The 21,107-nt window shown below is 62.8% G+C and carries 21 protein-coding genes and 1 pseudogene; 11 read left to right on the top strand and 11 right to left on the bottom strand.

The window, feature by feature from the left end:
- A pseudogene (locus MF4836_RS33945) lies at nt 1-312 on the bottom strand (sulfite exporter TauE/SafE family protein); the annotation flags it as partial.
- Between the two features lie 109 nt (nt 313-421).
- On the opposite strand from MF4836_RS33945, the gene MF4836_RS33950 reads away from it, so the two are divergent.
- The 3 genes from MF4836_RS33950 to MF4836_RS33960 all read left to right on the top strand — a co-directional run bounded on the left by MF4836_RS33950 (nt 422) and on the right by MF4836_RS33960 (nt 2,373).
- Nucleotides 422-1,306: a LysR substrate-binding domain-containing protein gene (locus MF4836_RS33950; RefSeq protein ID WP_078474046.1), complete on the top strand. Its 885-nt coding sequence runs from the start codon at nt 422-424 to the stop codon at nt 1,304-1,306.
- A 58-nt stretch (nt 1,307-1,364) separates the two neighbouring features.
- The gene (locus tag MF4836_RS33955; RefSeq protein WP_078474047.1) at nt 1,365-1,940 is read left to right on the top strand and encodes an NAD(P)H-dependent oxidoreductase; all 576 of its coding nucleotides are present in this window, start codon (nt 1,365-1,367) and stop codon (nt 1,938-1,940) included.
- Nucleotides 1,941-2,001: 61 nt separating this feature from the next.
- Nucleotides 2,002-2,373, top strand: coding sequence for a MerR family transcriptional regulator (locus tag MF4836_RS33960; RefSeq protein WP_078474070.1), 372 nt, complete (start codon nt 2,002-2,004; stop codon nt 2,371-2,373).
- 182 nt (nt 2,374-2,555) lie between these two features.
- Here MF4836_RS33960 and MF4836_RS33965 read toward each other — a convergent pair whose 3' ends face one another.
- Together MF4836_RS33965 and kynU are read right to left on the bottom strand one after the other, a co-directional pair.
- A complete protein-coding gene (locus MF4836_RS33965; RefSeq protein ID WP_078474048.1) occupies nt 2,556-3,968 on the bottom strand; it encodes an amino acid permease in 1,413 nt (470 codons plus the stop codon).
- Between the two features lie 185 nt (nt 3,969-4,153).
- The gene (gene kynU / locus MF4836_RS33970; RefSeq protein ID WP_078474049.1) at nt 4,154-5,404 is read right to left on the bottom strand and encodes a kynureninase; all 1,251 of its coding nucleotides are present in this window, start codon (nt 5,402-5,404) and stop codon (nt 4,154-4,156) included.
- 219 nt (nt 5,405-5,623) lie between these two features.
- Between kynU and MF4836_RS33975 the strand changes: the two genes are divergently transcribed.
- Nucleotides 5,624-6,097: an Lrp/AsnC family transcriptional regulator gene (locus MF4836_RS33975; RefSeq protein ID WP_078474050.1), complete on the top strand. Its 474-nt coding sequence runs from the start codon at nt 5,624-5,626 to the stop codon at nt 6,095-6,097.
- 25 nt (nt 6,098-6,122) lie between these two features.
- Here the strand turns inward: MF4836_RS33975 and MF4836_RS33980 are convergent, their stop codons facing one another.
- A complete protein-coding gene (locus tag MF4836_RS33980; protein WP_078474071.1) occupies nt 6,123-7,136 on the bottom strand; it encodes an AraC family transcriptional regulator in 1,014 nt (337 codons plus the stop codon).
- A gap of 466 nt (nt 7,137-7,602) precedes the next feature.
- Between MF4836_RS33980 and antA the strand changes: the two genes are divergently transcribed.
- The 4 genes from antA to MF4836_RS34000 all read left to right on the top strand — a co-directional run bounded on the left by antA (nt 7,603) and on the right by MF4836_RS34000 (nt 12,001).
- A complete protein-coding gene (gene antA / locus MF4836_RS33985) occupies nt 7,603-8,991 on the top strand; it encodes an anthranilate 1,2-dioxygenase large subunit (protein ID WP_078474051.1) in 1,389 nt (462 codons plus the stop codon).
- A 2-nt stretch (nt 8,992-8,993) separates the two neighbouring features.
- Nucleotides 8,994-9,485: an anthranilate 1,2-dioxygenase small subunit gene (gene antB, locus MF4836_RS33990; RefSeq protein WP_078474052.1), complete on the top strand. Its 492-nt coding sequence runs from the start codon at nt 8,994-8,996 to the stop codon at nt 9,483-9,485.
- A gap of 16 nt (nt 9,486-9,501) precedes the next feature.
- Entirely contained in the window at nt 9,502-10,524 is a 1,023-nt protein-coding gene (antC, locus tag MF4836_RS33995) for an anthranilate 1,2-dioxygenase electron transfer component AntC (RefSeq protein ID WP_078474053.1), read from the top strand.
- 76 nt (nt 10,525-10,600) lie between these two features.
- Complete coding sequence (locus MF4836_RS34000) at nt 10,601-12,001, top strand: amino acid permease (protein WP_078474054.1); 1,401 nt, start codon at nt 10,601-10,603, stop codon at nt 11,999-12,001.
- A gap of 64 nt (nt 12,002-12,065) precedes the next feature.
- Here MF4836_RS34000 and kynA read toward each other — a convergent pair whose 3' ends face one another.
- Together kynA and kynB are read right to left on the bottom strand one after the other, a co-directional pair.
- Entirely contained in the window at nt 12,066-12,920 is an 855-nt protein-coding gene (kynA, locus tag MF4836_RS34005; protein WP_078474055.1) for a tryptophan 2,3-dioxygenase, read from the bottom strand.
- A gap of 106 nt (nt 12,921-13,026) precedes the next feature.
- Entirely contained in the window at nt 13,027-13,668 is a 642-nt protein-coding gene (gene kynB / locus MF4836_RS34010; protein ID WP_078474072.1) for an arylformamidase, read from the bottom strand.
- A gap of 268 nt (nt 13,669-13,936) precedes the next feature.
- On the opposite strand from kynB, the gene MF4836_RS34015 reads away from it, so the two are divergent.
- Nucleotides 13,937-14,281, top strand: a complete 345-nt coding sequence (locus MF4836_RS34015) for a cupin domain-containing protein (protein ID WP_078474056.1) — start codon at nt 13,937-13,939, stop codon at nt 14,279-14,281.
- A gap of 48 nt (nt 14,282-14,329) precedes the next feature.
- Here MF4836_RS34015 and mmsB read toward each other — a convergent pair whose 3' ends face one another.
- Nucleotides 14,330-15,217, bottom strand: coding sequence for a 3-hydroxyisobutyrate dehydrogenase (mmsB, locus tag MF4836_RS34020; protein ID WP_078474057.1), 888 nt, complete (start codon nt 15,215-15,217; stop codon nt 14,330-14,332).
- Between the two features lie 10 nt (nt 15,218-15,227).
- Nucleotides 15,228-16,754: a CoA-acylating methylmalonate-semialdehyde dehydrogenase gene (locus tag MF4836_RS34025; protein WP_078474058.1), complete on the bottom strand. Its 1,527-nt coding sequence runs from the start codon at nt 16,752-16,754 to the stop codon at nt 15,228-15,230.
- Nucleotides 16,755-16,903: 149 nt separating this feature from the next.
- Here MF4836_RS34025 and MF4836_RS34030 point away from each other — a divergent pair, with 149 nt between their 5' ends.
- Nucleotides 16,904-17,851 (top strand): LysR family transcriptional regulator, encoded by a 948-nt coding sequence (locus tag MF4836_RS34030; RefSeq protein WP_020297064.1) that lies wholly within the window; start codon nt 16,904-16,906, stop codon nt 17,849-17,851.
- Nucleotides 17,852-18,127: 276 nt separating this feature from the next.
- Nucleotides 18,128-18,544, top strand: a complete 417-nt coding sequence (locus MF4836_RS34035; RefSeq protein WP_153050298.1) for a hypothetical protein — start codon at nt 18,128-18,130, stop codon at nt 18,542-18,544.
- Nucleotides 18,545-18,584: 40 nt separating this feature from the next.
- On the opposite strand, the gene MF4836_RS34040 is transcribed toward MF4836_RS34035, so the two are convergent.
- The 3 genes from MF4836_RS34040 to MF4836_RS34050 are packed head-to-tail and all read right to left on the bottom strand — an operon-like array spanning nt 18,585 to nt 20,933.
- Nucleotides 18,585-19,079, bottom strand: coding sequence for an OmpA family protein (locus tag MF4836_RS34040; RefSeq protein ID WP_178103009.1), 495 nt, complete (start codon nt 19,077-19,079; stop codon nt 18,585-18,587).
- A gap of 13 nt (nt 19,080-19,092) precedes the next feature.
- Entirely contained in the window at nt 19,093-20,361 is a 1,269-nt protein-coding gene (locus MF4836_RS34045) for a diguanylate cyclase domain-containing protein (protein WP_078474061.1), read from the bottom strand.
- The gene (locus tag MF4836_RS34050) at nt 20,358-20,933 is read right to left on the bottom strand and encodes a YfiR family protein (RefSeq protein ID WP_078474062.1); all 576 of its coding nucleotides are present in this window, start codon (nt 20,931-20,933) and stop codon (nt 20,358-20,360) included. Before MF4836_RS34050 ends, MF4836_RS34045 begins: the two co-directional genes overlap by 4 nt.
- Between the last annotated feature and the right edge of the window lie 174 nt (nt 20,934-21,107).

A 21,107-nucleotide genomic window follows, 5' to 3' on the forward strand; every position in this document is an offset into this window, starting at 1 on the left:
GTCGATCCCCAGCCACAGAGTGCCGGCCCCGGTGCCAAGCACGATCATCAACAACAACGGCCACAGGCGTTCAAGCAAGCCGCGCAAATGCCCGCCAAACGCCAGTTGCCAGAGGTTGGTCAGGGTGGCCGGGATAATCAGCAGAGCGGCAGCCTGCGTGGGGGCCATAGCCATACCCAGCAGACCCATGGCGATGGTCGGCAGCCCGAGGCCGATCACACCCTTGATCATTCCGGCCAGCAAAAAGGTACCAACCACCAACAATGACAGGGCCAGGCCCAGGTTCTGATAAAACGCGAGAAGAGTATTCATGGCCCTATCCTGAGCCCTGGGCAGGCCCCTGAAAATCTGCCATATACTGAGCCAGCCTCTCTCCCAGCAAGAGGCTATGACCTATAGGACAGCGGTGGTGGAGGCGACTGTGCAATTTGATTTAGTGGATTTGCGGCTGTACCTGAATGTTCTCGAGGCCGGCAATATCACCGCGGGCGCCCTGCGCAGCCATTTGTCCCTGGCCGCAGCCAGTGCGCGTATCCGGGCCATGGAAGCCTCCCTGGGGATAGAATTCCTGCAACGTGGCCGGCGCGGCGTGACCCCGACTGCCGCCGGCAAAGCCCTGGCGCAGCACGCCCGAATCCTGCTGCAACAGGCCGAGCACCTGCGCCAGGAACTGGCCGAGTACGCCCAAGGCGCAAAAGGCCAGGTGCGCCTGCTGTGCAACACCACGGCGATCACCGAATACCTGCCGGAGCTGCTGGCGGATTTTCTCTGCCAACACCCCAACCTCGACATCGACCTGCAGGAACTGCCCAGCCAGCGCATCACCCACGCCCTGCGCCAGGGCGCGGCAGACCTGGGGATCGTCTCCGACGCGGTGGACACCCAGGGCCTGGACACCCGGGCGTTTCGCGACGACCCGCTGCTGCTGGTGATGCCGCCCCATCATCCGTTGGCCAGCCACCCGGACCTGCGCTTTGGCGACACCCTGCATCACGATTACGTCGGCCTGGCCGCCCACAGCGCCCTGGCGGTGTACCTGGAAGAACAGGCGCTGCACGCCGGGCTGCGGATGCAGATACGGATCCGGGCCGATGGTTTCGATGGCGTGCTGCGCATGGTGGCCCACGGTGCGGGTCTCGCGGTGGTGCCGCAGGCGGCGCTGGAGCGTTGCGCCCCGGGGCTGGCGCTACAGGTGCGTCCGCTCGGGGAGCCCTGGGCCCAGCGCAAGCTGCTGCTCTGTGCCCGAGACCTCGGCGCCCTGCCGGCCTATGCCCGTGCCTTGCTGGAGGCCCTGGTCCCGGCTTGACTCTCCCCCCAGGGGCCGGCTTTAACCTGGGGTTTTGCTATTCAAGGAAAAGTCGGCAATGGGCAAACGCATACTGGTGATTCTGGGCCACCCTTCAAGCGCCAGTTTCTGCGGCGCGTTGACCGAGCGTTACGTGCAGGCCGCGCAGCAGGCCGGGCACGAAGTGCGGCAACTGCGACTCGGCACACTGGACTTCGACCCGGTGCTGCACGAGGGCTATCAGCAGATCCAGCCCCTGGAGGCCGACCTGTTGCAGGCCCAGGCCGACATCACCTGGGCCGAGCACCTGACCCTGGTCTATCCGATCTGGTGGGGCGGGATTCCGGCCCTGCTCAAGGGCTTCTTCGACCGGGTGTTCCTGCCCGGCTTCGCCTTCAAGTACCGCCCGGGCAAGGCCTTCCCCGAAAAGCTGCTGCTAGGCCGCACCGCCGACCTGCTGGTGACCATGGACACCCCGCCCTGGTACTACCAATGGGTCTACCACATGCCCGGGCTGCATCAGGTGCGCAAGACTACCTTGGCGTTCTGCGGTATCCGGCCACTGAAGACCCTGACCTTCGGCCCGATCCTGGGCTCCAGCCAGGTGCGGCAACAGGGTTGGCTGGAGCAGGCGGCGGCGCTTGCCAGCCGCTGATTCTCTCGGATAATGCGCCGACGCTTACACGCTGTCGGCGGCATTGGAAAAGGGAATGTGCATGTTTATCGGCAAAGCCGCGCAGCTGTCGGCGACCACGGTCAAGACCATTCGCCACTACGAGAGCATCGGCCTGTTGCCGCCGGCACAGCGCCAGGGCAACTACCGACTCTACGACCAGCAGAGCGTCGACCTGCTGATCTTTATCAAATGCGCCCAGCAACTGGGTTTCAAGCTCAAGGAACTGCAAGGGTTACTGGCCCGGCACAGCGGCCCGGACTTCCCCTGGGAGCTGGCGCGGGAAGCCCTGGCCGGCAAAAAGCGCGAGCTGGCGCAGCAGATCGCTTCCCTGCAACAGCTGCACGCCCGCATCGATGACTTCGAAGTCCAGCTGGAAACCGCGCGCCATCAATGCCCCCTGGGCCCCCTCTAGAGCTCTTGAGGATCACCCCCCTATGTGGCGAGGGAGCTTGCTCCCGCTCGGTGGCGAAGCCACCGCAACACCTGGGCACGCGGTGTGCCTGATAGACCGCAGTGGTTGGCCTTGGGGCCGCTGCGCTGCCCAGCGGGAGCAAGCTCCCTCGCCACAGGGTGATTCAGCCCAGCCATTTCTGCTTACACCTTGGGCAACGGCGCCAAGCCGGCCTCGACGCGCGGTTTGCGGAAGCAGAAAAAGTACACCACGGACAGGATCACCAGGAACGGCACGCCAAACACCAGGGTCATCCTGAAAGCCTCGGTGAACACCGTGGTGATCATTACCGCGCCCATCAGCACCAGCCCCAGCAGCGTGCTGTAGGGAAACAGGCGCATGCGGAACGACAGCTTCTGTTCGCCGTGTTTCTGGTGGTAGCGGCGGAAGCAGTAGTGGGTGAGGAAAATCATGAACCAGGTAAAGATCGCGCCGAACATCGAGATCGCCATCATCAAGGTGAAGGAGCTTTCCGGGTACAGCACGTTGACCAGGGTCGCCAGGGCAATGCCCGAGCTGGACAGGATCAAGGCGTTGAGCGGGATCCCGTTCTTGCTCAGGGCGCCCATGGACTTGGGCGCATAACCGGCGCGGGACAGGCTGAACATCATGCGCGTGGTGATGTACAGCTGGCTGTTCATCGCCGACAACGCGGCAATCAGGATCACGAAGTTCATGACCCCGGTGGCCCCCGGAATGCCGATGGTCTGCATCACCGTGACGAACGGGCTCTGGGCCTTGCCGGCCTGGACCCACGGCACGATGGCCAGCATCAGGGCCAGGGTCAGCAGGTAGAACACCACCAGGCGCACGATGGTCGCGCGAAAGGCTTTCTTCACCGCGCGCTCCGGGTCTTCGGCTTCACCGGCGGCCACCGCGATCATTTCCACGCTCAGGTAACTGAAGATGGAGACGATCACCGCAATCCACATGCCCTGGAAACCGTTGGGGAAGAAGCCGCCATGGGCGGTGTAGTTGTGCACCCCGTACTCGGCGTTGCCCGAGCCGAACACCACATACACCGCCAGGATGATAAAGCCGACGATGGCCCCGATCTTGATGGTCGAGAACCAGTATTCGAACGTACCGAAGGTCTTCACGCTGATGGCGTTGAGCACGATCAGCACACTGGAGAAGGCGACGATCCACACCCACTCCGGCACGTTGGCGAACCAGAACTTCATGTACATGGCGATGGCCGTCACTTCCGCCCCGACCGCCAGCACAATCGCCGCCCAGTAGGCATAGCGCACCAGGAACCCGGCCAGCGGGCTGATATAGAACTCGGCATAGGCGCCGAATGAGCCGGAAGTCGAGTGGGCCACGGTCATTTCCGCCAGGCAGCCCATCAGGATCAAGGTGATCAGCGCACCGATGGCATAACTGAGCAGCACGCTGGGGCCCGCATAGCCGATGGCGTAGGCGCTGCCCATGAACAGGCCGGTGCCGATCGCGCCACCGATGGCGATCATGCTCATCTGCCCCGAAGTGAGCTGACGTCGCAGCCCCAGTTCGCGATTGGAAATCGCCTCAAAACCCTTATTGGTCGTGGTCACTTTTGTGCCCCTTTATTGTTATCGATGTCGCAGCACGCCTCTGCCGCCAGGGCGCAAACCCGTGGCGGCAGAGAATTTCAACGCGTACAGGAACCTGTTGACGATCTAACGAGCGACGCTCAGCGATGTTTAACGCCGCATGAGCGAAGCGCAGCAGATCATCAACAGGTTCCAGGGCGTCGGTGTCAGGTCACGCTATTGCGCACCTGGAATTGCGCCTGGTCCCAGGTCTTCTGATCGAGGATTTCGCCCAGGATCTGCACCGCATCCCAGACTTCGGTAAAGCTGGTGTACAGCGGGGTAAAGCCGAAACGCATGATACGTGGCTCGCGATAATCGCCAATCACGCCACGGGCGATCAGGGCCTGGATCACCGCATAACCTTGCGGGTGCTCGAAGCTGACGTGGCTGCCACGACGCGCATGCTCGCGCGGGGTGATCAGGGTCAAGCCGTGGGCGCCGCAGCGTTGCTCGACCAGTTCGATAAACAGGTCGGTCAGGGCCAGGGACTTGCGGCGCAGGCTGGCCATGTCGGTCTGGGCGAAGATGTCCAGGCCGCACTCGACCATCGCCAGCGAGGTGATCGGTTGGGTGCCGCACAGGTAGCGGGCAATGCCGCTGCTCGGCTCGTAACGCGATTCCATGTCGAACTGGCGGGCATGGCCGAACCAGCCCGAAAGCGGCTGTTTCACCAGGTCGACCAGCGCCGGCGCGACCCAGGCGAACGCCTGGGAGCCCGGGCCGCCATTGAGGTATTTGTAGGTGCAGCCGATGGCGTAGTCGGCACCGGCCTGCTTCAGGTCCACCGGCACGGCGCCAGCGGAGTGGGCCAGGTCCCAGATGGCCAGGGCGCCGCACTCGTGGATCAGCGCAGTGGTGGCCTGCATGTCGTGCATATGCCCGGTCTTGTAGTTGACGTGGGTCAGCATCACCACTGCGGTGTCCTGGTCGATGGCTTGAGGCAGCTCTTCGGGGCTGTCCACCAGGCGCAACGAATAACCCTGTTGCAGCATCTCGGCCAGGCCTTCGGCGATGTACAGGTCGGTGGGGAAGTTGCTGCTTTCGGTGACGATCACCCGACGCCCGGGAGCCCGCAGGTTCTGCACCTGCAACGCCGCGCTGAGCACCTTGAACAGGTTGATCGAGGTGGTATCGGTGACCACCACTTCGCCCGCACCTGCCCCAATCAAACCGGCCAGCCGGTCGCCCAGGCGCTCGGACAGGGCACGCCAGCCGGCGCTGTTCCAGCTGCGGATCAGGCCATTGCCCCACTCTTGCTCAATCACCTGCTGTGCCCGCGCCAGGGCAGCCACCGGCCGCGCACCGAGGGAGTTGCCATCGAGGTAGATCACCCCTTGCGGCAAGGCAAACTGCTGGCGCAGCGGGGCCAGCGAATCCTCTGCATCGAGGGCCAGGCAAGCGTTTCTGGTAGTCATGAAATTTCCTTGGTCAGGGATGAGTCAGCGTCTCGACGGGCGGCGGCTTTCGCTTCGCGCCGGGGTCGAGGGACGCTCTCCAGGGGCTGGCGGCCCCTGTACGCTGGGTAAATAATGAACGATGCTTTAAAGAATTTTCGTGCAAAATGAGCGACCCGATCGTAGTTGACTCGAAGATTCTTCGACTTAAACCCTGAAAAACGCGGATAAATGCCAACCATGATTCTCGACTCCACAGACCTGCGCATCCTGCATGTACTGCAACAGGACGGGCGCATCAGCAACCATGAGCTGGCGGAAAAAGTCGCCCTGTCGCCCTCCGCCTGCCTGCGCCGCCTGCGCCTGCTGGAGAGCGAAGGAATCATCAATGGCTATCGCGCCGAGCTGAATGCCGAGCGCCTGGGCATCGAGCTGGAAGCCATCGTCCATGTGTCGCTGCGCCAGGACGTCGACGACTGGCACGAGACCTTTATCAAGAAGGTCCAGCAGTGGCCCGAAGTGGTCACCGCCTACGTGGTGACCGGCGCCAGCAACTATGTGCTGCGGATCCAGGCGCGCAACCTCAAGCACTTCTCGGATTTCATCGTCAATCACCTGAACCGCACCTCGGGCGTCACCGATATCCGCTCCGAGATCGTCCTGCAGAAGATCAAGGAAAGCTCGCAACTGCTGGACCTGCTGCCCAGAAAATAGCTGCAACAAGGCCTGCTCCCGGTCGTCAGAACCGGCGCAGGCTGCGGGCCTCGTTGCGTTGCAGGGTGGCGCTGGGGGCTTCGTTGAACAGCTTGCGGTACTCCGCGGAAAACCGCCCCAGGTGGGTGAAGCCCCAGCCCAGGGCGATCTCGGAAATATTGCGCGCCGAGCCATGCTCGAGGATTTCCCGGCGCACCGCGTTCAGGCGGTATTTTTTCAGGTAGACCATAGGCGACAGAGCCAGGTACTTCTTGAACGCCTCGAACAACTTGAAGCGCGACACCCCGGCGGCGGCCTCCAGGTCTTCGAGGTGAATGGCCTCGCGCGCATTGTCGTGGATGTACTGCCGAGCACGAACCAGGTAGTGCGGCAGCTTGACCTGCAACACCTCGCCCAGCTCATCGGAATAGTTGTTCGGCTGGGCCAGGATCAAGCCCTTGATCAGCGAGCTTTCGATGTCGCGGGTAAAGGCCAGTTGCTCGTAGAGCACGTTGCTGCGTTCCAGCTCGGCGATGAAATAACGCGCCATGCGCCACCACGACGCGGACGCGCCATCCACCGCATCCATCACCGCCTCGAAGCGCAGGGGCGCGTCCAGCGGACGTTGCAGCAGGACTTCCAGCGCCTCGTTCATGGCTGCACGGGTGATCACCACCTGGACCTTGCGGCAGTCACCGGAGATCGACAGCACCTGGCTTTCGTTGGGCGAGATGATCACCCCCTGGTCGCGGTTGGACTTGAGCAGGCGGCCATCCCGGCTCAGCTCCTGTTCGCCGCTCAGGGGCAGGCTCAGGCTGTAGCTGCTGAAGCGCTCGGCGTCTTCGATATCGACCCGCACATCGGTGCCGTACTCGATGGTCCCCAGGGTGGTGGCGCGGGATTTGAAGACATTGGCGCTGTGGTGAAAGCGGATGCGCTCGGGATTCGCGGTTTCGAGCCGGTGCGGCCCGCAGATGCCGGACATCCAGCTCCTGGCGCTTTCGAGGTCGTAGTGGTCGATACAGATATCGCGAAACTGCGAATCGGCTTTGCTGTTCATCAGGTACACCCACGGCAATTTTTTTGCGCGCTCTGACGGCGCGTCTCTCGCTTGAACAGCAAGTTCTGCGCCTGAAACGACCACCGCCCACTTAGCGGATAACAATCCCTGACTAAGTGGATAACACCCGGCTGCCGTCCCCTGAACATGCCTCGCTGCTGTCGGCCACATTAGCCCATCGCTGCATCGCGGTGCAGCCGTTGGTCGAGTGGTGCACCGGGTTGGGTATTAGACGCACAGGCGGGAGCGCTGGGGTGTTACCTCGGGGGGGCGGCCGGGCGGGGAGGCAGGGAGTTGTTTGGGTGGATGTGAGGGTCAGCGCAGCGTCGCGGGCTCGGCAGCGGCTACAGGGGTGAGCGGCGGCAATTTTCTGGATGGCCTTGGGCAATTAAGCGGATAGCCACCCGGGGCCGTCACTCCCTCTAATGAGCGCACCTGATTGCCCTGAATAAAAAGGTACCGACTCATGAATGGTGCAAGAACCACAGAACAATGGAAAAGCTTCATCGAGGGCTGCCTCGATTTTCGTCCGGCCGACGGCGTGTTCCGAATTGCCCGGGATATTTTCACCGAGCCCGAGCTGTTCGATCTGGAGATGGAGCTGATCTTCGAGAAGAACTGGATCTACGCCTGCCACGAAAGCGAACTGGCCAACAATCACGACTTCGTGACCATGCGCGCCGGGCGCCAGCCGATGATCATCACCCGCGACGGCGAGGGTCGTCTCAACGCGCTGATCAACGCCTGCCAGCATCGCGGCACCACCCTGACCCGGGTCGGCAAGGGCAACCAGTCGACCTTCACCTGCCCTTTCCACGCCTGGTGCTACAAAAGCGACGGCCGTCTGGTCAAGGTCAAGGCCCCGGGCGAATACCCGGAAGGCTTCGACAAAGCCACTCGCGGCCTGAAAAAGGCCCGCATCGAAAGCTACAAGGGCTTTGTGTTTATCAGCCTCGACGTGAACGCCGACAACAGCCTGGAAGACTTCCTCGGCGATGCCCGGGTGTTCTTCGACATGATGGTCGCGCAGTCGCCCACCGGTGAGCTGGAAGTGCTGCCCGGCAAGTCGTCCTACACCTACGACGGCAACTGGAAGCTGCAAAACGAAAACGGCCTCGACGGTTATCACGTCAGCACCGTGCACTACAACTACGTGGCCACCGTGCAGCACCGCCAGCAGGTCAACAGCGAAAACGGCACCAGCAGCGCCGGGACCCTGGACTACAGCAAGCTCGGCGCCGGCGATGCCAATACCGACGACGGCTGGTTCGCCTTCAACAACGGCCACAGCGTGCTGTTCAGTGACATGCCGAACCCGGCCGTGCGCTCCGGTTACGCCACCATCATGCCGCGCCTGATCGAAGAGCACGGCCAGGCCAAGGCCGAGTGGATGATGCACCGCCTGCGCAACCTGAACATCTACCCAAGCCTGTTCTTCCTCGACCAGATCAGCTCGCAGTTGCGGATCATCCGCCCGGTGGCCTGGAACAAGACCGAGATCGTCAGCCAGTGCCTGGGGGTCAAGGGCGAGTCGGATGCCGACCGCGAAAACCGCATTCGCCAGTTCGAGGATTTCTTCAACGTGTCCGGCATGGGCACCCCCGATGACCTGGTGGAATTCCGTGAAGCCCAGCGTGGTTTCCAGGCACGCCTGGAACGCTGGAGCGATATCTCCCGCGGCAACCATCGCTGGCTCACCGGACCCACGGCCAACAGCGAAGCCATCGGCATTCAACCGGCCATGACCGGCGCCGAATTCACCCACGAAGGGCTGTACGTCAACCAGCACAGCAACTGGCAGAAGTTCCTGCTCGACGGCCTCGACGCCCAATCCCTGAAGCTGCGGGAGGTATGACCATGAATGCGCAATTGCAGTACCAGATCGAGCAGTTTTTCTACCGTAAATCCGAGCTGTGCGACGCCCAGGACTGGGACGCCTACCTGGCGCTGTTCGACCCGCAGAGCGAGTTCCACCTGCCGCAATGGGATTCCGAGCACGTCTACACCCGCGACCCCAAGCGCGAGATGTCGCTGATCTACTACGCCAACCGTGGCGGCCTGGAAGACCGGGTGTTTCGCCTGCGCACCGGCAAGGCCGCTTCCGCCACACCGATGCCACGCACCCTGCACCTGATCAACAACGTACGCATCGCCGAACAGGGCGACGGCAGCCTCGAAGTGCGCCTCAACTGGCACACCCTGTTCTATCGCCTGGCCACGTCCGAGCAGTTCTACGGCCAGGCCACGTACCGCCTCACACCCCACCAGGGCAGTTGGCTGATCAACCGCAAGCACGTGTTGCTGCTCAACGACAGCATCAACTCAGTGCTCGATTTCTATCACCTCTGACGCCGCGGACATCGCCATGAACCACAAGGTCGCGTTCAGCTTTGCCGATGGCAAGACGCTGTTTTTCCCCGTGAAACCCAATGAAATATTGCTCGATGCCGCGCTGCGCAACGGCATCAATATCCCCCTCGACTGCCGCGAAGGCGTGTGTGGCACCTGCCAGGGCCGCTGTGAGTCGGGCCAGTACAGCCAGGATTACGTCGACGAGGAAGCCCTCACCGCCCAGGACCTTGAGCAACGCAAGATGCTCAGTTGCCAGACCCGCGTACAGTCCGACGCGGCGTTCTATTTCGACTTCGACTCCAGCCTGTGCAACAGCGCCGGGCCCGCGTCCCTGAGCGGCTCGGTGATCGAGGTCCGGCAGGTCAGCGAAAGCACCGCGATCCTCTACCTGGACCTGGGCAGCAGCGAGCCGACCCTGGACTTCCTGCCCGGGCAATACGCGCGGCTGACGGTGCCCGGCACCTCGAACAAGCGCTCCTACTCGTTCGCCAACCGCCCCGACAGCAACAACCAGCTGCAGTTTCTGATCCGCCTGCTGCCCGACGGGGTGATGAGCAACTACATCCGCGAGCGCTGCCTGGTGGGCGACACCCTTCAACTGGAAGCGCCGCTGGGGGCGTTCTACCTGCGCCATGTCGCCAAGCCGCTGATCCTGGTGGCCGGCGGCACCGGGTTGTCGGCCCTGCTGGGCATGCTCGACCAACTGGCCGACATGGGCTGCGAGCAGCCGGTGCACCTGTATTACGGAGTGCGCGGCGCCGCCGACCTGTGCGAAGGCGAGCGAATTGCCGCCTACGCCGAGCGCATTCCGGGCTTTCGCTACACCCCGGTGCTCAGCGAGCCCGACGCCCAATGGTCGGGCAAGCGCGGTTATATCGCCGAGCACCTGGACAGCAGCGAACTGCGCGACAACGAAGCCGACATGTACGTCTGCGGTCCGCCGCCGATGGTCGAATCCATCCGAAACTGGCTGCAGGAACAGCCACATAAGGCGATTCAACTGTATTACGAGAAGTTCACCGAGAGTAATATCTGATCCTTCTGCAACAGGATGATCGAACCACCCGACTACTCGGATCGGTCCTGATAACAACTAAAAGAGAGCGTAATTAGTGGATCAAATTGTGAAACAGGGTGAACTCAAGCGAGGCTTGAAAAACCGTCATATCCAGCTGATCGCCCTGGGCGGGGCGATCGGCACCGGTTTGTTCCTGGGTTCTGCCGGCGTGCTCAAATCCGCGGGTCCGGCGATGATTCTCGGCTATGCCATTGCCGGCTTCATTGCCTTCCTGATCATGCGCCAGCTCGGCGAAATGATCGTCGAAGAGCCGGTTGCCGGCTCCTTCAGCCACTTCGCGCATAAATACTGGGGCGGTTACTTCGGCTTTCTGGCCGGCTGGAACTACTGGGTGCTGTATGTCCTGGTGGGCATGGCCGAACTCACCGCCGTGGGTAAGTACGTGCAGTTCTGGTGGCCGGAAATACCGTCCTGGGTCAGCGCCGTGGTGTTCTTCGTGCTGGTCAACCTGATCAACATGATGAACGTGAAGTTCTTCGGGGAGACCGAGTTCTGGTTTGCCATCATCAAGGTGGTGGCCATCATCGGCATGATCGCCCTCGGCTGCTACATGCTGTTCAGCGGCAGCGGCGGGCCCCAGGCGTCGGTGAGCAACCTGTGGAGCCACGGCGGGTTCTTCCCCAATGGCGGCACGGGCCTGCTGATGGCCATGGCCTTCATCATGTTTTCCTTCGGTGGGCTGGAGCTGGTGGGCATCACTGCCGCCGAAGCCAGTGAGCCGCGCAAGGTGATCCCGAAGGCGATCAACCAGGTGGTCTACCGGGTTCTGATCTTCTACGTCGGCGCCCTGACCGTGCTGCTGTGCCTGTACCCGTGGAACCAGTTGCTGGAAACCTTGAACGCTTCCGGCGACACCTACAGCGGCAGCCCGTTCGTGCAGATCTTTGCCCTGATCGGCAGCGACGCTGCGGCGCACATCCTCAACTTCGTGGTCCTGACCGCGGCGCTGTCGGTCTACAACAGCGGCGTGTACTGCAACAGCCGCATGCTCTACGGCCTGGCCGAACAGGGTGACGCGCCAAAAGCCATGATGAAGCTCAACAAACAGGGCGTGCCATTGCTGGCCCTGGGGGTTTCGGCGCTGGTCACCCTGCTGTGCGTGGTGGTCAACTACCTGGCGCCCAAGGAAGCGCTGGAGCTGTTGATGGCCCTGGTCGTGGCCTCGTTGATGATCAACTGGGCACTGATCAGCCTGACTCACATCAAGTTCCGCAAAGCCATGGGCGAGCAAGGCGTGGTGCCGTCGTTCAAGACCTTCTGGTTCCCCTTCAGCAACTACCTGTGCCTGGCCTTCATGGCCATGATCATCGTGGTGATGCTGATGATCCCCGGCATCCGCGTCTCGGTGTATGCGATCCCGGTCTGGGTCCTGGTGATCTGGGGCTTCTACCGCATGCGCCTGGCCAACAAGGCCGCGCAAACCGCGCTGCAATAAACCCCGCGTAAAGCAAAACGGCCCGGCATTCAGTGAATGCCGGGCCGTTTTTTTTGGCTCGCTATCAGAGCGACGAACGCACGCGCCACAGCTCGGGGAACAGCACGGTGTCGAGCATCTTGCGCAGGTAGCCCACGCCCTCAGTGCCACCGGTACCTGGCTGGAAGCCGATGATGCGCTCCACAGTCGTCACATGACGGAAGCGCCACTGGCGGAACGAGTCTTCGAGGTCGATGAACTTCTCGGCCAACTGATACAGGTCCCAGTAGCGCGAAGGATCGGCGTAGACCTCGCGCCAGGCGGCTTCCACGCTGGCGTCGTGTTCGGTCGGTGCGGTGCTGGAGCGCTCCAGGCGCTGCGGGTCGATGCTCAGCCCGGCCTTGGCCATCAGGCCAATCGCTTCGTCATACAGCGACGGCGTGGCAATCGATTGCTCCAGGGACTGCAACAGCTCCGGGCGATGGGCGTGGGGACGCAGCAGGGCCGCGCTCTTGTTGCCGAGGATGAATTCGATTTCCCGGTACTGGAACGACTGAAAGCCCGAGGACTGCCCCAGGTACGGGCGGATCGACTTGTATTCCGAAGGGGTCATGGTCGCCAGTACCGCCCAGGCGTGCACCAACTGGTCGAAGATCCGCGACACCCGCGCCAGCATCTTGAACGCCGGCGGCAACTCGCCCAGGCGCACATGGTCACGCGCGGCCTTGAGCTCATGCAGCATCAGCTTCATCCACAGCTCCGAGGTCTGGTGCTGGATGATGAACAGCATCTCGTTGTGGTCCGGCGACAGTGGATGCTGGGCGCTGAGGATGCGCCCCAGGTCCAGGTAGTCGCCGTAGCTCATGGAGTCGGAAAAATTCAGCTCGGCGTTATGCCACTCTTCCGGCTGATGGTTGGGTGAATAGGGACATTGACTCATCGCGTGGGCTCCTCACGTCAGGGGGGTGGCGTGCCGTTCGCGGGGGCGCGAGGAATGCAATCCAGGCGCGGCAGCGGGCGACGGCACGCTTCGTTGTTGTGGAAAACTAGCGTCGCAACGGACGCAGGATGGCCCGAACCGGGCTTGCATCCAGGTGGGCAAAACGCAGCGGCAGGGCGATCAGTTCGTAATCCCCTGCTGCGACGTCATCGAGTACCACACCTTCAAGAATCGCCATGCCATGGCGCGCCACGGCGTTGTGGGAGTCCATGGTCTTGGATTGCTGCGGGTCCAGGGACGGCGTGTCGATGCCGATCAGGCGCACGCCCAGGCTGGCCAGCAGCTCGACGGTCTCCGGGGCGACGGCGGTGAAATCCGCATCCCACTCACTCAGCGGCGCCTGTTGATAAGTGCGCAGCAAGACCCGCTCGGGCAGGTTATCCAGGTGCCCGTGCAGGTCTTCGGGCCGCACCAGCGGCCCACTGTTCAGGCAATGCACAACCCGGCACGGGCCCATGTACACATCCAGCGAGACCTCGCCGATGGGCGCGCCGTCGGCGCTGTAATGCAGGGGCGCGTCGACATGGGCACCCGTGTGCGGGGACAGGGTGATGCGCCCGACGTTCACCGGGCACTCGGGCCCGAACTGCCAGACCCGCTCTTCCTGAAACGGCGTATCGCCCGGCCAGGTGGGGGTCGCGGTGCTCAAGGGCGGGCTGATATCCCACCAGGCTGTGGTTTTTTCCATTGTGCTGCTCTCGACCAATGCGAACTGAATCATACGAGTGATGCCTGTGTAGATTCTTGCAAAATACTTCGGCATCGCTCGGATCTTTCGCAAATTCTTCTACGAAAAGGCCATTTCACACGCGGAAATATCAATGACCTCGCGGCGCTGGGCCGACCTGCTCCCGGGCTGCGCTTCTGGGTACCCCGATGTCGAGTTCAGACAACTGGCCGCAGGCCGGGCGCTATAGGGTGCTGCTTCAGTTCTGCCACATCACCAGGAGCCCCACATGAACCAGCCCATCACCGTTCTGCGCGACACGCACCCACTACCGGTACTCGACGCCTGCAAGTGGGAAAAGCTCGAAGGTGACCCGCACACCGTCAACCTCAACGCCTACACCAGCGAGGACGGCAGCAAGATCATGGGCACCTGGATCTGCACGCCGGGCAAATGGTACGTGGAGTATGTGAAGTGGGAGTACTGCCATTTCCAGGAAGGCTACTGCGTGATCACCCCGGACGGCATGGCGCCGATCCACTTGCGCGCGGGTGATATTTTCGTGGTCGAGCCGGGGATGAAAGGCACCTGGGAAGTGGTGGAGACGGTGCGCAAGTACTTCGTTTTCGCCTGAGCAAAAAGCCGAGGGCGCGCCCGACGCGGGCCCTCGGAAACGCCCCGTCTACTGGGGCTTGCGATAGCTGTTGATGATCGCCGAGAAGTCCTTGCCACCTTCACCGCGCTGACTCATGGCCTGGTACAACTGCTGGGCCACCGCGCCAAGAACCACCGGCTGGTGCGCCTGGCGTGCCGCCTCGGTGGCCAGCCCCAGGTCCTTGAGCATCAGTTCGGCACCGAAACCACCGGTGTAGCCGCGCGATGCCGGGGCGGTTTCAATCACTCCCGGCCACGGGTTGTAGGTGTCGGAGCTCCAGCAACGGCCAGTCGAGCTGTTGATGATTCCCGCCAGCACCTGGGTATCGATCCCCAGCGCATCGCCCAGAGCCATGGCTTCACTGACGCCGATCATCGAGATGCCCAGCAGCAGGTTGTTGCAGATCTTGGCAATCTGCCCGGTCCCGACTTCACCGCAATGCACAATGTTGCGCCCCATCTGCGCCAGCACCGGCTGCAGGGTGGCGAACAGCTCGGCATTGGCCCCGACCATAAAGGTCAGGGTCCCGGCCTGGGCCCCGCCGGTACCGCCGGACACCGGAGCGTCGGCCATGGCCACGCCCTGCCGGGCCGCGGCCGCCGCCACTTCACGGGCGGTCTGCGGGTCGATGGTGCTGCAATCCACGGCCGGCACGCCGCGGGCGATACCCGCCAGTACACCGTCTTCGCCCAACCACACGCTGCGTACATGGGCGGCGGCCGGGAGCATGGTGATCACCAGCTCGCTGCCCTCGGCGGCGGCGCGTGGCGAGGCGCTGATGCTGCCGCCCAGGGCCGCCAGTTCCGCCAGCACCGTCTGGTTCAGGTCGAACAGGTTCAGCGCGTGGCCGGCCTTGATCAGGTTGCGCGCCATCGGCGCGCCCATGTTGCCCAGACCGATAAATGCAATCTTCATGGCCGACTCCTTAACGCAAGTTGATGGTGGTGTTCACACCGTCATTGACACTGTCATCGTCGAACCAGCGGCTGGTGACGGTCTTGGTCTGCGTGTAGAACTGCACCACTTGCTTGCCGTACGGGCCCAGGTCTCCGAGCTTGGAACCGCGGGAACCAGTGAAGCTGAAGAACGGCACCGGCACCGGAATCGGAATGTTGATCCCGACCTGGCCAACGTCGATTTCGCTCTGGAACTTGCGCGCCGCCGCACCGCTCTGGGTGAACAGGCCGGTGCCGTTGCCGAAGGGGTTGGCGTTGACCAGGGCGATGGCCTGATCCAGGGTGTCGACCTCCAGCACCACCAGCACCGGGCCGAAGATTTCCTGGGTGTAGATCTGCATGTCAGTGGTGACCCCGGAGAACAGGGTCGGGCCGATAAAGTTGCCCTGCTCGAAACCCGGGACCTTGATCTGGCGACCGTCCAGCTCCAGGGTGGCGCCCTCTTTCACGCCGCTTTCGATCAGCTCGAGAATGCGCGCCTTGGCCTTTTTCGACACCACCGGCCCGACATCGGTGCCCGGCTCGCTGCCGGCATTGACCTTGAGCTTCAGGGCCAGGGCCTTGAGGTCCGGCAGCCATTGCTTGGCCGCGCCTACCAGCACCACTACCGAGGTCGCCATGCAACGCTGGCCGGCGGCACCGAAACCGGCGCCGACCAGGGCATTGAGGGTCTGCTCGCGATTGGCGTCAGGCAGCACCACGGCATGGTTTTTCGCGCCCATCATCGATTGCACGCGCTTGCCATGTTTGCCGGCGAGGTCGTACACATGGGTGCCCACGGCGGTCGAGCCGACGAACGACACGGCCTTGATGTCCTTGTGGGTGCACAACGCATCCACCACGTCCTTGCCACCGTGCACCACGTTGAGCACGCCGGCCGGAACCCCGGCCTCGAGCGCCAGCTCCACCAGCAGCAGGGTCGACAGCGGATCCTGCTCGGATGGCTTGAGAACGAAGGTGTTGCCGCAGGCGATGGCCATCGGGAACATCCACAGCGGAATCATCGCCGGGAAGTTGAACGGGGTAATGCCGGCGCAGACGCCGATCGGCTGGCGCAAGGTGTAGGTATCGACCCCGCCGGCGACGTTCTCGGCGAACTCACCCATCTGCAGGGTGCCGATCGAGCAGGCGTGCTCGACCACTTCCAGGCCACGGAAAATATCGCCCTCGGCGTCGGCAATGGTCTTGCCCTGCTCGGCGCTCAGGACCACCGCGATACGCTTGGAATGTTCACGAATCAGGGCTTGCAGCTTGAGCATGATGCGCATGCGCGCGCCGATCGGGGTCAGCTTCCAGGTCTGGAAGGCGCGATGGGCAGCGTCGATGGCGGCGTTGACTTCTTCAGGGGTGGCAAACGGCACTTTGGCCAGCACTTGCTGGGTGGCCGGGTTGACGATGTCTTGCCAGTGGGTGGTCTTGGACTCGACCCATTCGCCGTCGATCAACAGTTTGGCCTGTTGCACAGCGGTGTCGGCAGACGTGAGCGATGCGTTCATTGGTGGTCTCCAGATCTTGTAGTTATGCAAGAGAGCCAAGGCGTAGGTCGCCTTGAGATGAGGCGTGCGTCGCGAATTGGTGATCGGACTGTTTTTGGAGTATAGATGTGCAAATTACTAATAAGAACGCACATAAAAGCCGGTCTATCATGCAAAAAAACATCACCTCCCTGGGTGCCCTGAACTGGGATGATCTGAAGTTTTTTCTCGAAGTGGCCCGTACCCGCAAGGCCAGCAGTGCGGCCAAGCGCCTGGCGGTGGACTACACCACGGTGTCGCGGCGCATCAGTTCGCTGGAAGGCGCGCTGGGCACCCTGCTGTTCGAAAAGTCCCGCACCAACGGCTTTATCCTGACCGCCGAGGGCCAGCGCCTGCTGGGGTATGCCGAGTCGATTGAAAGCACCCTGCACATGGCCTGCGAGCAGGTGTCGGGCTCCGGCGTGGCCTTGTCCGGCCATGTGCGCATGGGCTGCACCGAGGGTTTCGGCAGCTTCTTCATCACCCCGCAGTTGAGCCACTTCGTCGACGCCTACCCCGCGATCTCGGTGGATATCCTGCCCCTGCCGCACTTCATCAGCCTGTCCAAGCGCGAAGCCGACATCGTTATCGCCCTCGAACGCCCGGAGCACGGTCCCTACGTCTGCTGCAAACTGTGCGACTACCGCCTGCAGCTCTACGCCACCCAGGACTACCTCGACCAGCACGCGCCGATCCGCCGCCCGGCAGACCTCAGCGAGCACTCGTTCATCAGTTACGTCGACGACCTGGCCTTCAGTTCCGAGCTGCTGTACCTGGCCAATGTCGTGCCCGGCGCCAGCGCCAACCTGCGCAGCACCAGCGTGATCGCTCAATACGTGGCGGCGCAGCAAGGGCGCTCACTGGCGATCCTGCCCTGCTTCCTCGCCGCCCAGGACCCACGGCTGCTGCCGGTGCTGCCCGAAGAGATCAACATCACCCGCCAGTTCTGGATGTACTGCCGCGAAGACCTGCGCAAGCTCAAGCGCATCACCCTGTTGTGGGACTACATCCGTGAGGTGACCGAACAGAATCAGCCGCTGTTGATGGGCGACTCGCGGGAAATGCGTTTTGCCGATTGACGCCTGCAGGTAGACTGCGCGGCTTGCCACTTGAACGACCCGCGCAACGGCCAGGTGATGGGCGAAAGCGAAGTCTATGACTTGGTCGGTTACGGCAGCCCCTTCAGATGGGGTTCCAGGGATTGGCCCGCGGTTTCCAGCGGCATGACCGAGATCAGCCCCAACCTGCCTGGCGGCATTGGCGACCCGCCGGGTAACCCATGCCCTGAGCCTCGCGCAAACACGCAACCAATGGCCGCCGTTCAGCGGCAGCCCCACCCAATCTTAAGGATCAAGATGAGTTCGTCCCCCGCAACTATCATCGGCATGAAAGTGCACTGCAACGCCTGCGAAAAGGAATTCCCCATCGGCAAGAAGCAGCAGGTCATGCTGCGCGAAGATCAGCCCATCCCGTGCAAAGGCTGCAAGGTCGAGCTGGTGATATCGGCTGAAGAGAAGCAGCGCTTCCTGGGTTTCGACAACCCGGCCAAGCCCATGATGCTGGCCATGATGATCAGTGGCTTGCTGGCGGTCAGCGTGTTCGGCGGGACCTTTCTCGGCCTGGTGCAATCGGACGGCCTGGTGCTGGCGGCGGTGGTGGTGATGATCGGCAGCAACCTGGTGCTGGGCCCGATGATCAGAAACGCGACCAAGCACCTGATGGTCAACCTCGACCCCAAGGACGCCCCGGCGGCAGCGCCAGCAGCCCCTTGAAACCGGACTGGCCGGCCTGCCACCCAGGCAGGCCGGGTCACTAGTCGGCGATGACCACGATCGACACCCGACGGTTTTCCGTACGCCCGGCGGCGGTGCTGTTGGAGGCCACCGGCTCGCTGCTGCCCAGGCCGCGCAGTTGCACGTTCTCTTCACGCATGCCGACCTGGGTCAGGACCTTGGCCACGCTTTTCGCTCGGCGCAGCGAGAGTTGTTCGTTGTAGCTTTCCTTGCCCGACGCGTCGGTGTGGCCATCGACCCGGACCTTCTGGATGTTCACCCCCAACAGGGCCTTGCCGATGCGCTCGACGATCTCGGTGCTGGCCGGGTTCAGGGATTCGACATCGCTGCCAAACAGCACCTTGCCCGACAGGCCAAAGGCCCAGCCCTCATCGGTCAGTTCAAACCCTTCGTGCTTGAGCACGGCTATCTGCTGCGGGGTCAAGCCCTTGGGGGGCACGCTCTGGCAGCCGGTCAGGCCCAATACGGCCAACAGCATGATTGCGGAAAAAAAGCGTAAGGAACGCTGAGTCATCGAGAACAAAGGATTAGCTCCTGGATTGAACATGAACGACGGGGTGCTCCGACCCCACGGTGTGTTGGCCGCCACGCGACATGCGCTTGGCCTGGTACATCGCCGCGTCAGCGGCATTGAGCAGGCCGCCCGGCGTGGCGCCATGATCGGGGTAGACCGCGATGCCAATACTGAGGGAAGTCAGGATCGAAGTGTTTCCCGGTAACTGAATCGGCATTTCCATGCTGGCGATGATCTTGTCGGCGATACGCTGGGCATCCTCCACCCGGTGCAGCGGCGTCAGCAGGATCGCGAACTCGTCCCCACCCAGGCGCGCCACCAGGTCATCCTCGCGCAACTGCGCGCGGATCCGCGTGGCCACGGCGATCAGCACCGCGTCACCGGCGGCATGGCCGAAGTTGTCATTGACGCTCTTGAAGCGGTCGCTGTCGAGAAACAGCACGGCCACCCGCTCATTGAGTTTGCTCGCACCGCGCAGGGCACGGATCAGCCGCCCCTCGAAAAACGCTCGGTTCGGCAGGCCGGTCAGGCTGTCATGACTGGCCTGGTGCGCGAGGTTTTCGTTTTCGCTCTGCAGGTGCGTCTGCCAGGCTTCCAGCTCATCGAGCAAGGCGTTGAAGTCGTTGCCGAGGTTGTCCAGCTCGGCGATTTCCGCCGGCGGCACCCGCTGGTCGAAGGCCCGTTCGCGACGCGCGGCGTGGGCCACTTCGGCCAGGCTGCGCAAGGGGCCGGTGATCCCTCGCAACTGGCGCCGCGCCAGGTACAGTGCGGCCCAGGCACTGATGGCGGTGCACAGCACGATGCCGACCAGGCCGCTGAACAGGAAGCGCATCAGGCTGCCGCCGTGGCCGGTCAGGTTGACCGTGCCGACTTCGCGCCCCTGGTGCAGGATCGGCATGGAAATCGGTTTTTCCAGGAAGGTCCGGGCGATCTGCATCTCCAGATCGGTCAGGAACCCGCTTTCCGGGCGCTCCCAACTGGCCAGCAGCTTGCCGTTCTTATCCAGGACCTGGGCATCGGCCACTTCCTCGGTCGAGGCGATCAGCGCCAGCGCTTCAGTCGCCGCCGCACTGTCGTTGAACACCACGGCCGCCTCGACCGTGTAGTTGATCGAACGCGCGATCAGGTGCAGGTTGTGGTCGGCGTACACCCGCAGCGCCAGCACCCCGAGCAGGGTCAGCGACACGCTGGCCATGGAGATCGCCAACAGGGCCACGGTCAAATGCCCGCGGCCAATGACCGAGCGTAGCGTGGGACGAGTATCGGATTTGAACAGATTCATGACGCCGCCGGCCGTCGACGCGAGAGCTGCAGCACGCTGGGGTGGATGCGTACTCCACTGCGGGCCACCGAGTCCAGATTGACCTCGAACGACACCTGGTCGTCACTGACCCGCAGGCAGAACAGGCTGCCCACGGTGCACTGGTCACCGCCCTCGCTGATGCTCAGGACCGGACGACCGCTCAGGGACGTGAACAGCCGGGCACGCTCCTCGTTGCTCAGCTTGCCGATGTACACCGCATCGCATTCCGTGGCCAGCGCCGGGCTGTCCGCCAACAGGCGTCGCACCAGCACCGGGCGGCCGGTGGCCTGAGTGGTGCCCTTGACCAGGTCGTCGGTGTATTCGGTGGGCCCGGCCACACATAAGCGCAGTTGCGCCGGTTCTACCGGCCAGCGTGCGTAACTGAGAATGCCCAGGACCACTTGGGTCACGGCCTGGGCCCGCTGCTCGGCCAGGCTGGGCGCAGGCTCTGTTTGCGCGAAAGCGACAGCATTCAGCGAACAGATAACAGCCGCCAGCAGTACCCGCCTCCAGCCAGCAAAGCGTCCTGTCGTCCAGACAGCCACGTTCATGCAGGGATTCTCTTTGATCGTCATGAAATGATGCCGCAACGATAGCACAGCCATGGAAATGCCAGGGAGACAGGCATCATGAATAGCCAGCTATTGGTTTAGAAAAAACTGAACTAATGATTTGAACCTGCCTATTCTTCCTGACCGCGCCGGCTGCTTAAGATCGACGCCAGA

The sequence above is a fragment of the Pseudomonas sp. MF4836 genome (genome assembly GCF_002018875.1).
Lineage (GTDB): Bacteria > Pseudomonadota > Gammaproteobacteria > Pseudomonadales > Pseudomonadaceae > Aquipseudomonas.

Coding starts and splice junctions, on each gene's coding strand:
- MF4836_RS33955 (WP_078474047.1), top strand. CDS start 1,365: ATGGGCAAACGCATACTGGTGATTCTGGGCCACCCTTCAAGCGCCAGT.
- MF4836_RS33960 (WP_078474070.1), top strand. CDS start 2,002: ATGTTTATCGGCAAAGCCGCGCAGCTGTCGGCGACCACGGTCAAGACC.
- kynU (WP_078474049.1), bottom strand. CDS start 5,404: ATGACTACCAGAAACGCTTGCCTGGCCCTCGATGCAGAGGATTCGCTG.
- MF4836_RS33975 (WP_078474050.1), top strand. CDS start 5,624: ATGATTCTCGACTCCACAGACCTGCGCATCCTGCATGTACTGCAACAG.
- MF4836_RS33980 (WP_078474071.1), bottom strand. CDS start 7,136: ATGAACAGCAAAGCCGATTCGCAGTTTCGCGATATCTGTATCGACCAC.
- antA (WP_078474051.1), top strand. CDS start 7,603: ATGAATGGTGCAAGAACCACAGAACAATGGAAAAGCTTCATCGAGGGC.
- antB (WP_078474052.1), top strand. CDS start 8,994: ATGAATGCGCAATTGCAGTACCAGATCGAGCAGTTTTTCTACCGTAAA.
- antC (WP_078474053.1), top strand. CDS start 9,502: ATGAACCACAAGGTCGCGTTCAGCTTTGCCGATGGCAAGACGCTGTTT.
- kynA (WP_078474055.1), bottom strand. CDS start 12,920: ATGAGTCAATGTCCCTATTCACCCAACCATCAGCCGGAAGAGTGGCAT.
- kynB (WP_078474072.1), bottom strand. CDS start 13,668: ATGGAAAAAACCACAGCCTGGTGGGATATCAGCCCGCCCTTGAGCACC.
- MF4836_RS34015 (WP_078474056.1), top strand. CDS start 13,937: ATGAACCAGCCCATCACCGTTCTGCGCGACACGCACCCACTACCGGTA.
- mmsB (WP_078474057.1), bottom strand. CDS start 15,217: ATGAAGATTGCATTTATCGGTCTGGGCAACATGGGCGCGCCGATGGCG.
- MF4836_RS34025 (WP_078474058.1), bottom strand. CDS start 16,754: ATGAACGCATCGCTCACGTCTGCCGACACCGCTGTGCAACAGGCCAAA.
- MF4836_RS34030 (WP_020297064.1), top strand. CDS start 16,904: ATGCAAAAAAACATCACCTCCCTGGGTGCCCTGAACTGGGATGATCTG.
- MF4836_RS34035 (WP_153050298.1), top strand. CDS start 18,128: ATGAGTTCGTCCCCCGCAACTATCATCGGCATGAAAGTGCACTGCAAC.
- MF4836_RS34040 (WP_178103009.1), bottom strand. CDS start 19,079: ATGACTCAGCGTTCCTTACGCTTTTTTTCCGCAATCATGCTGTTGGCC.
- MF4836_RS34045 (WP_078474061.1), bottom strand. CDS start 20,361: ATGAATCTGTTCAAATCCGATACTCGTCCCACGCTACGCTCGGTCATT.
- MF4836_RS34050 (WP_078474062.1), bottom strand. CDS start 20,933: ATGAACGTGGCTGTCTGGACGACAGGACGCTTTGCTGGCTGGAGGCGG.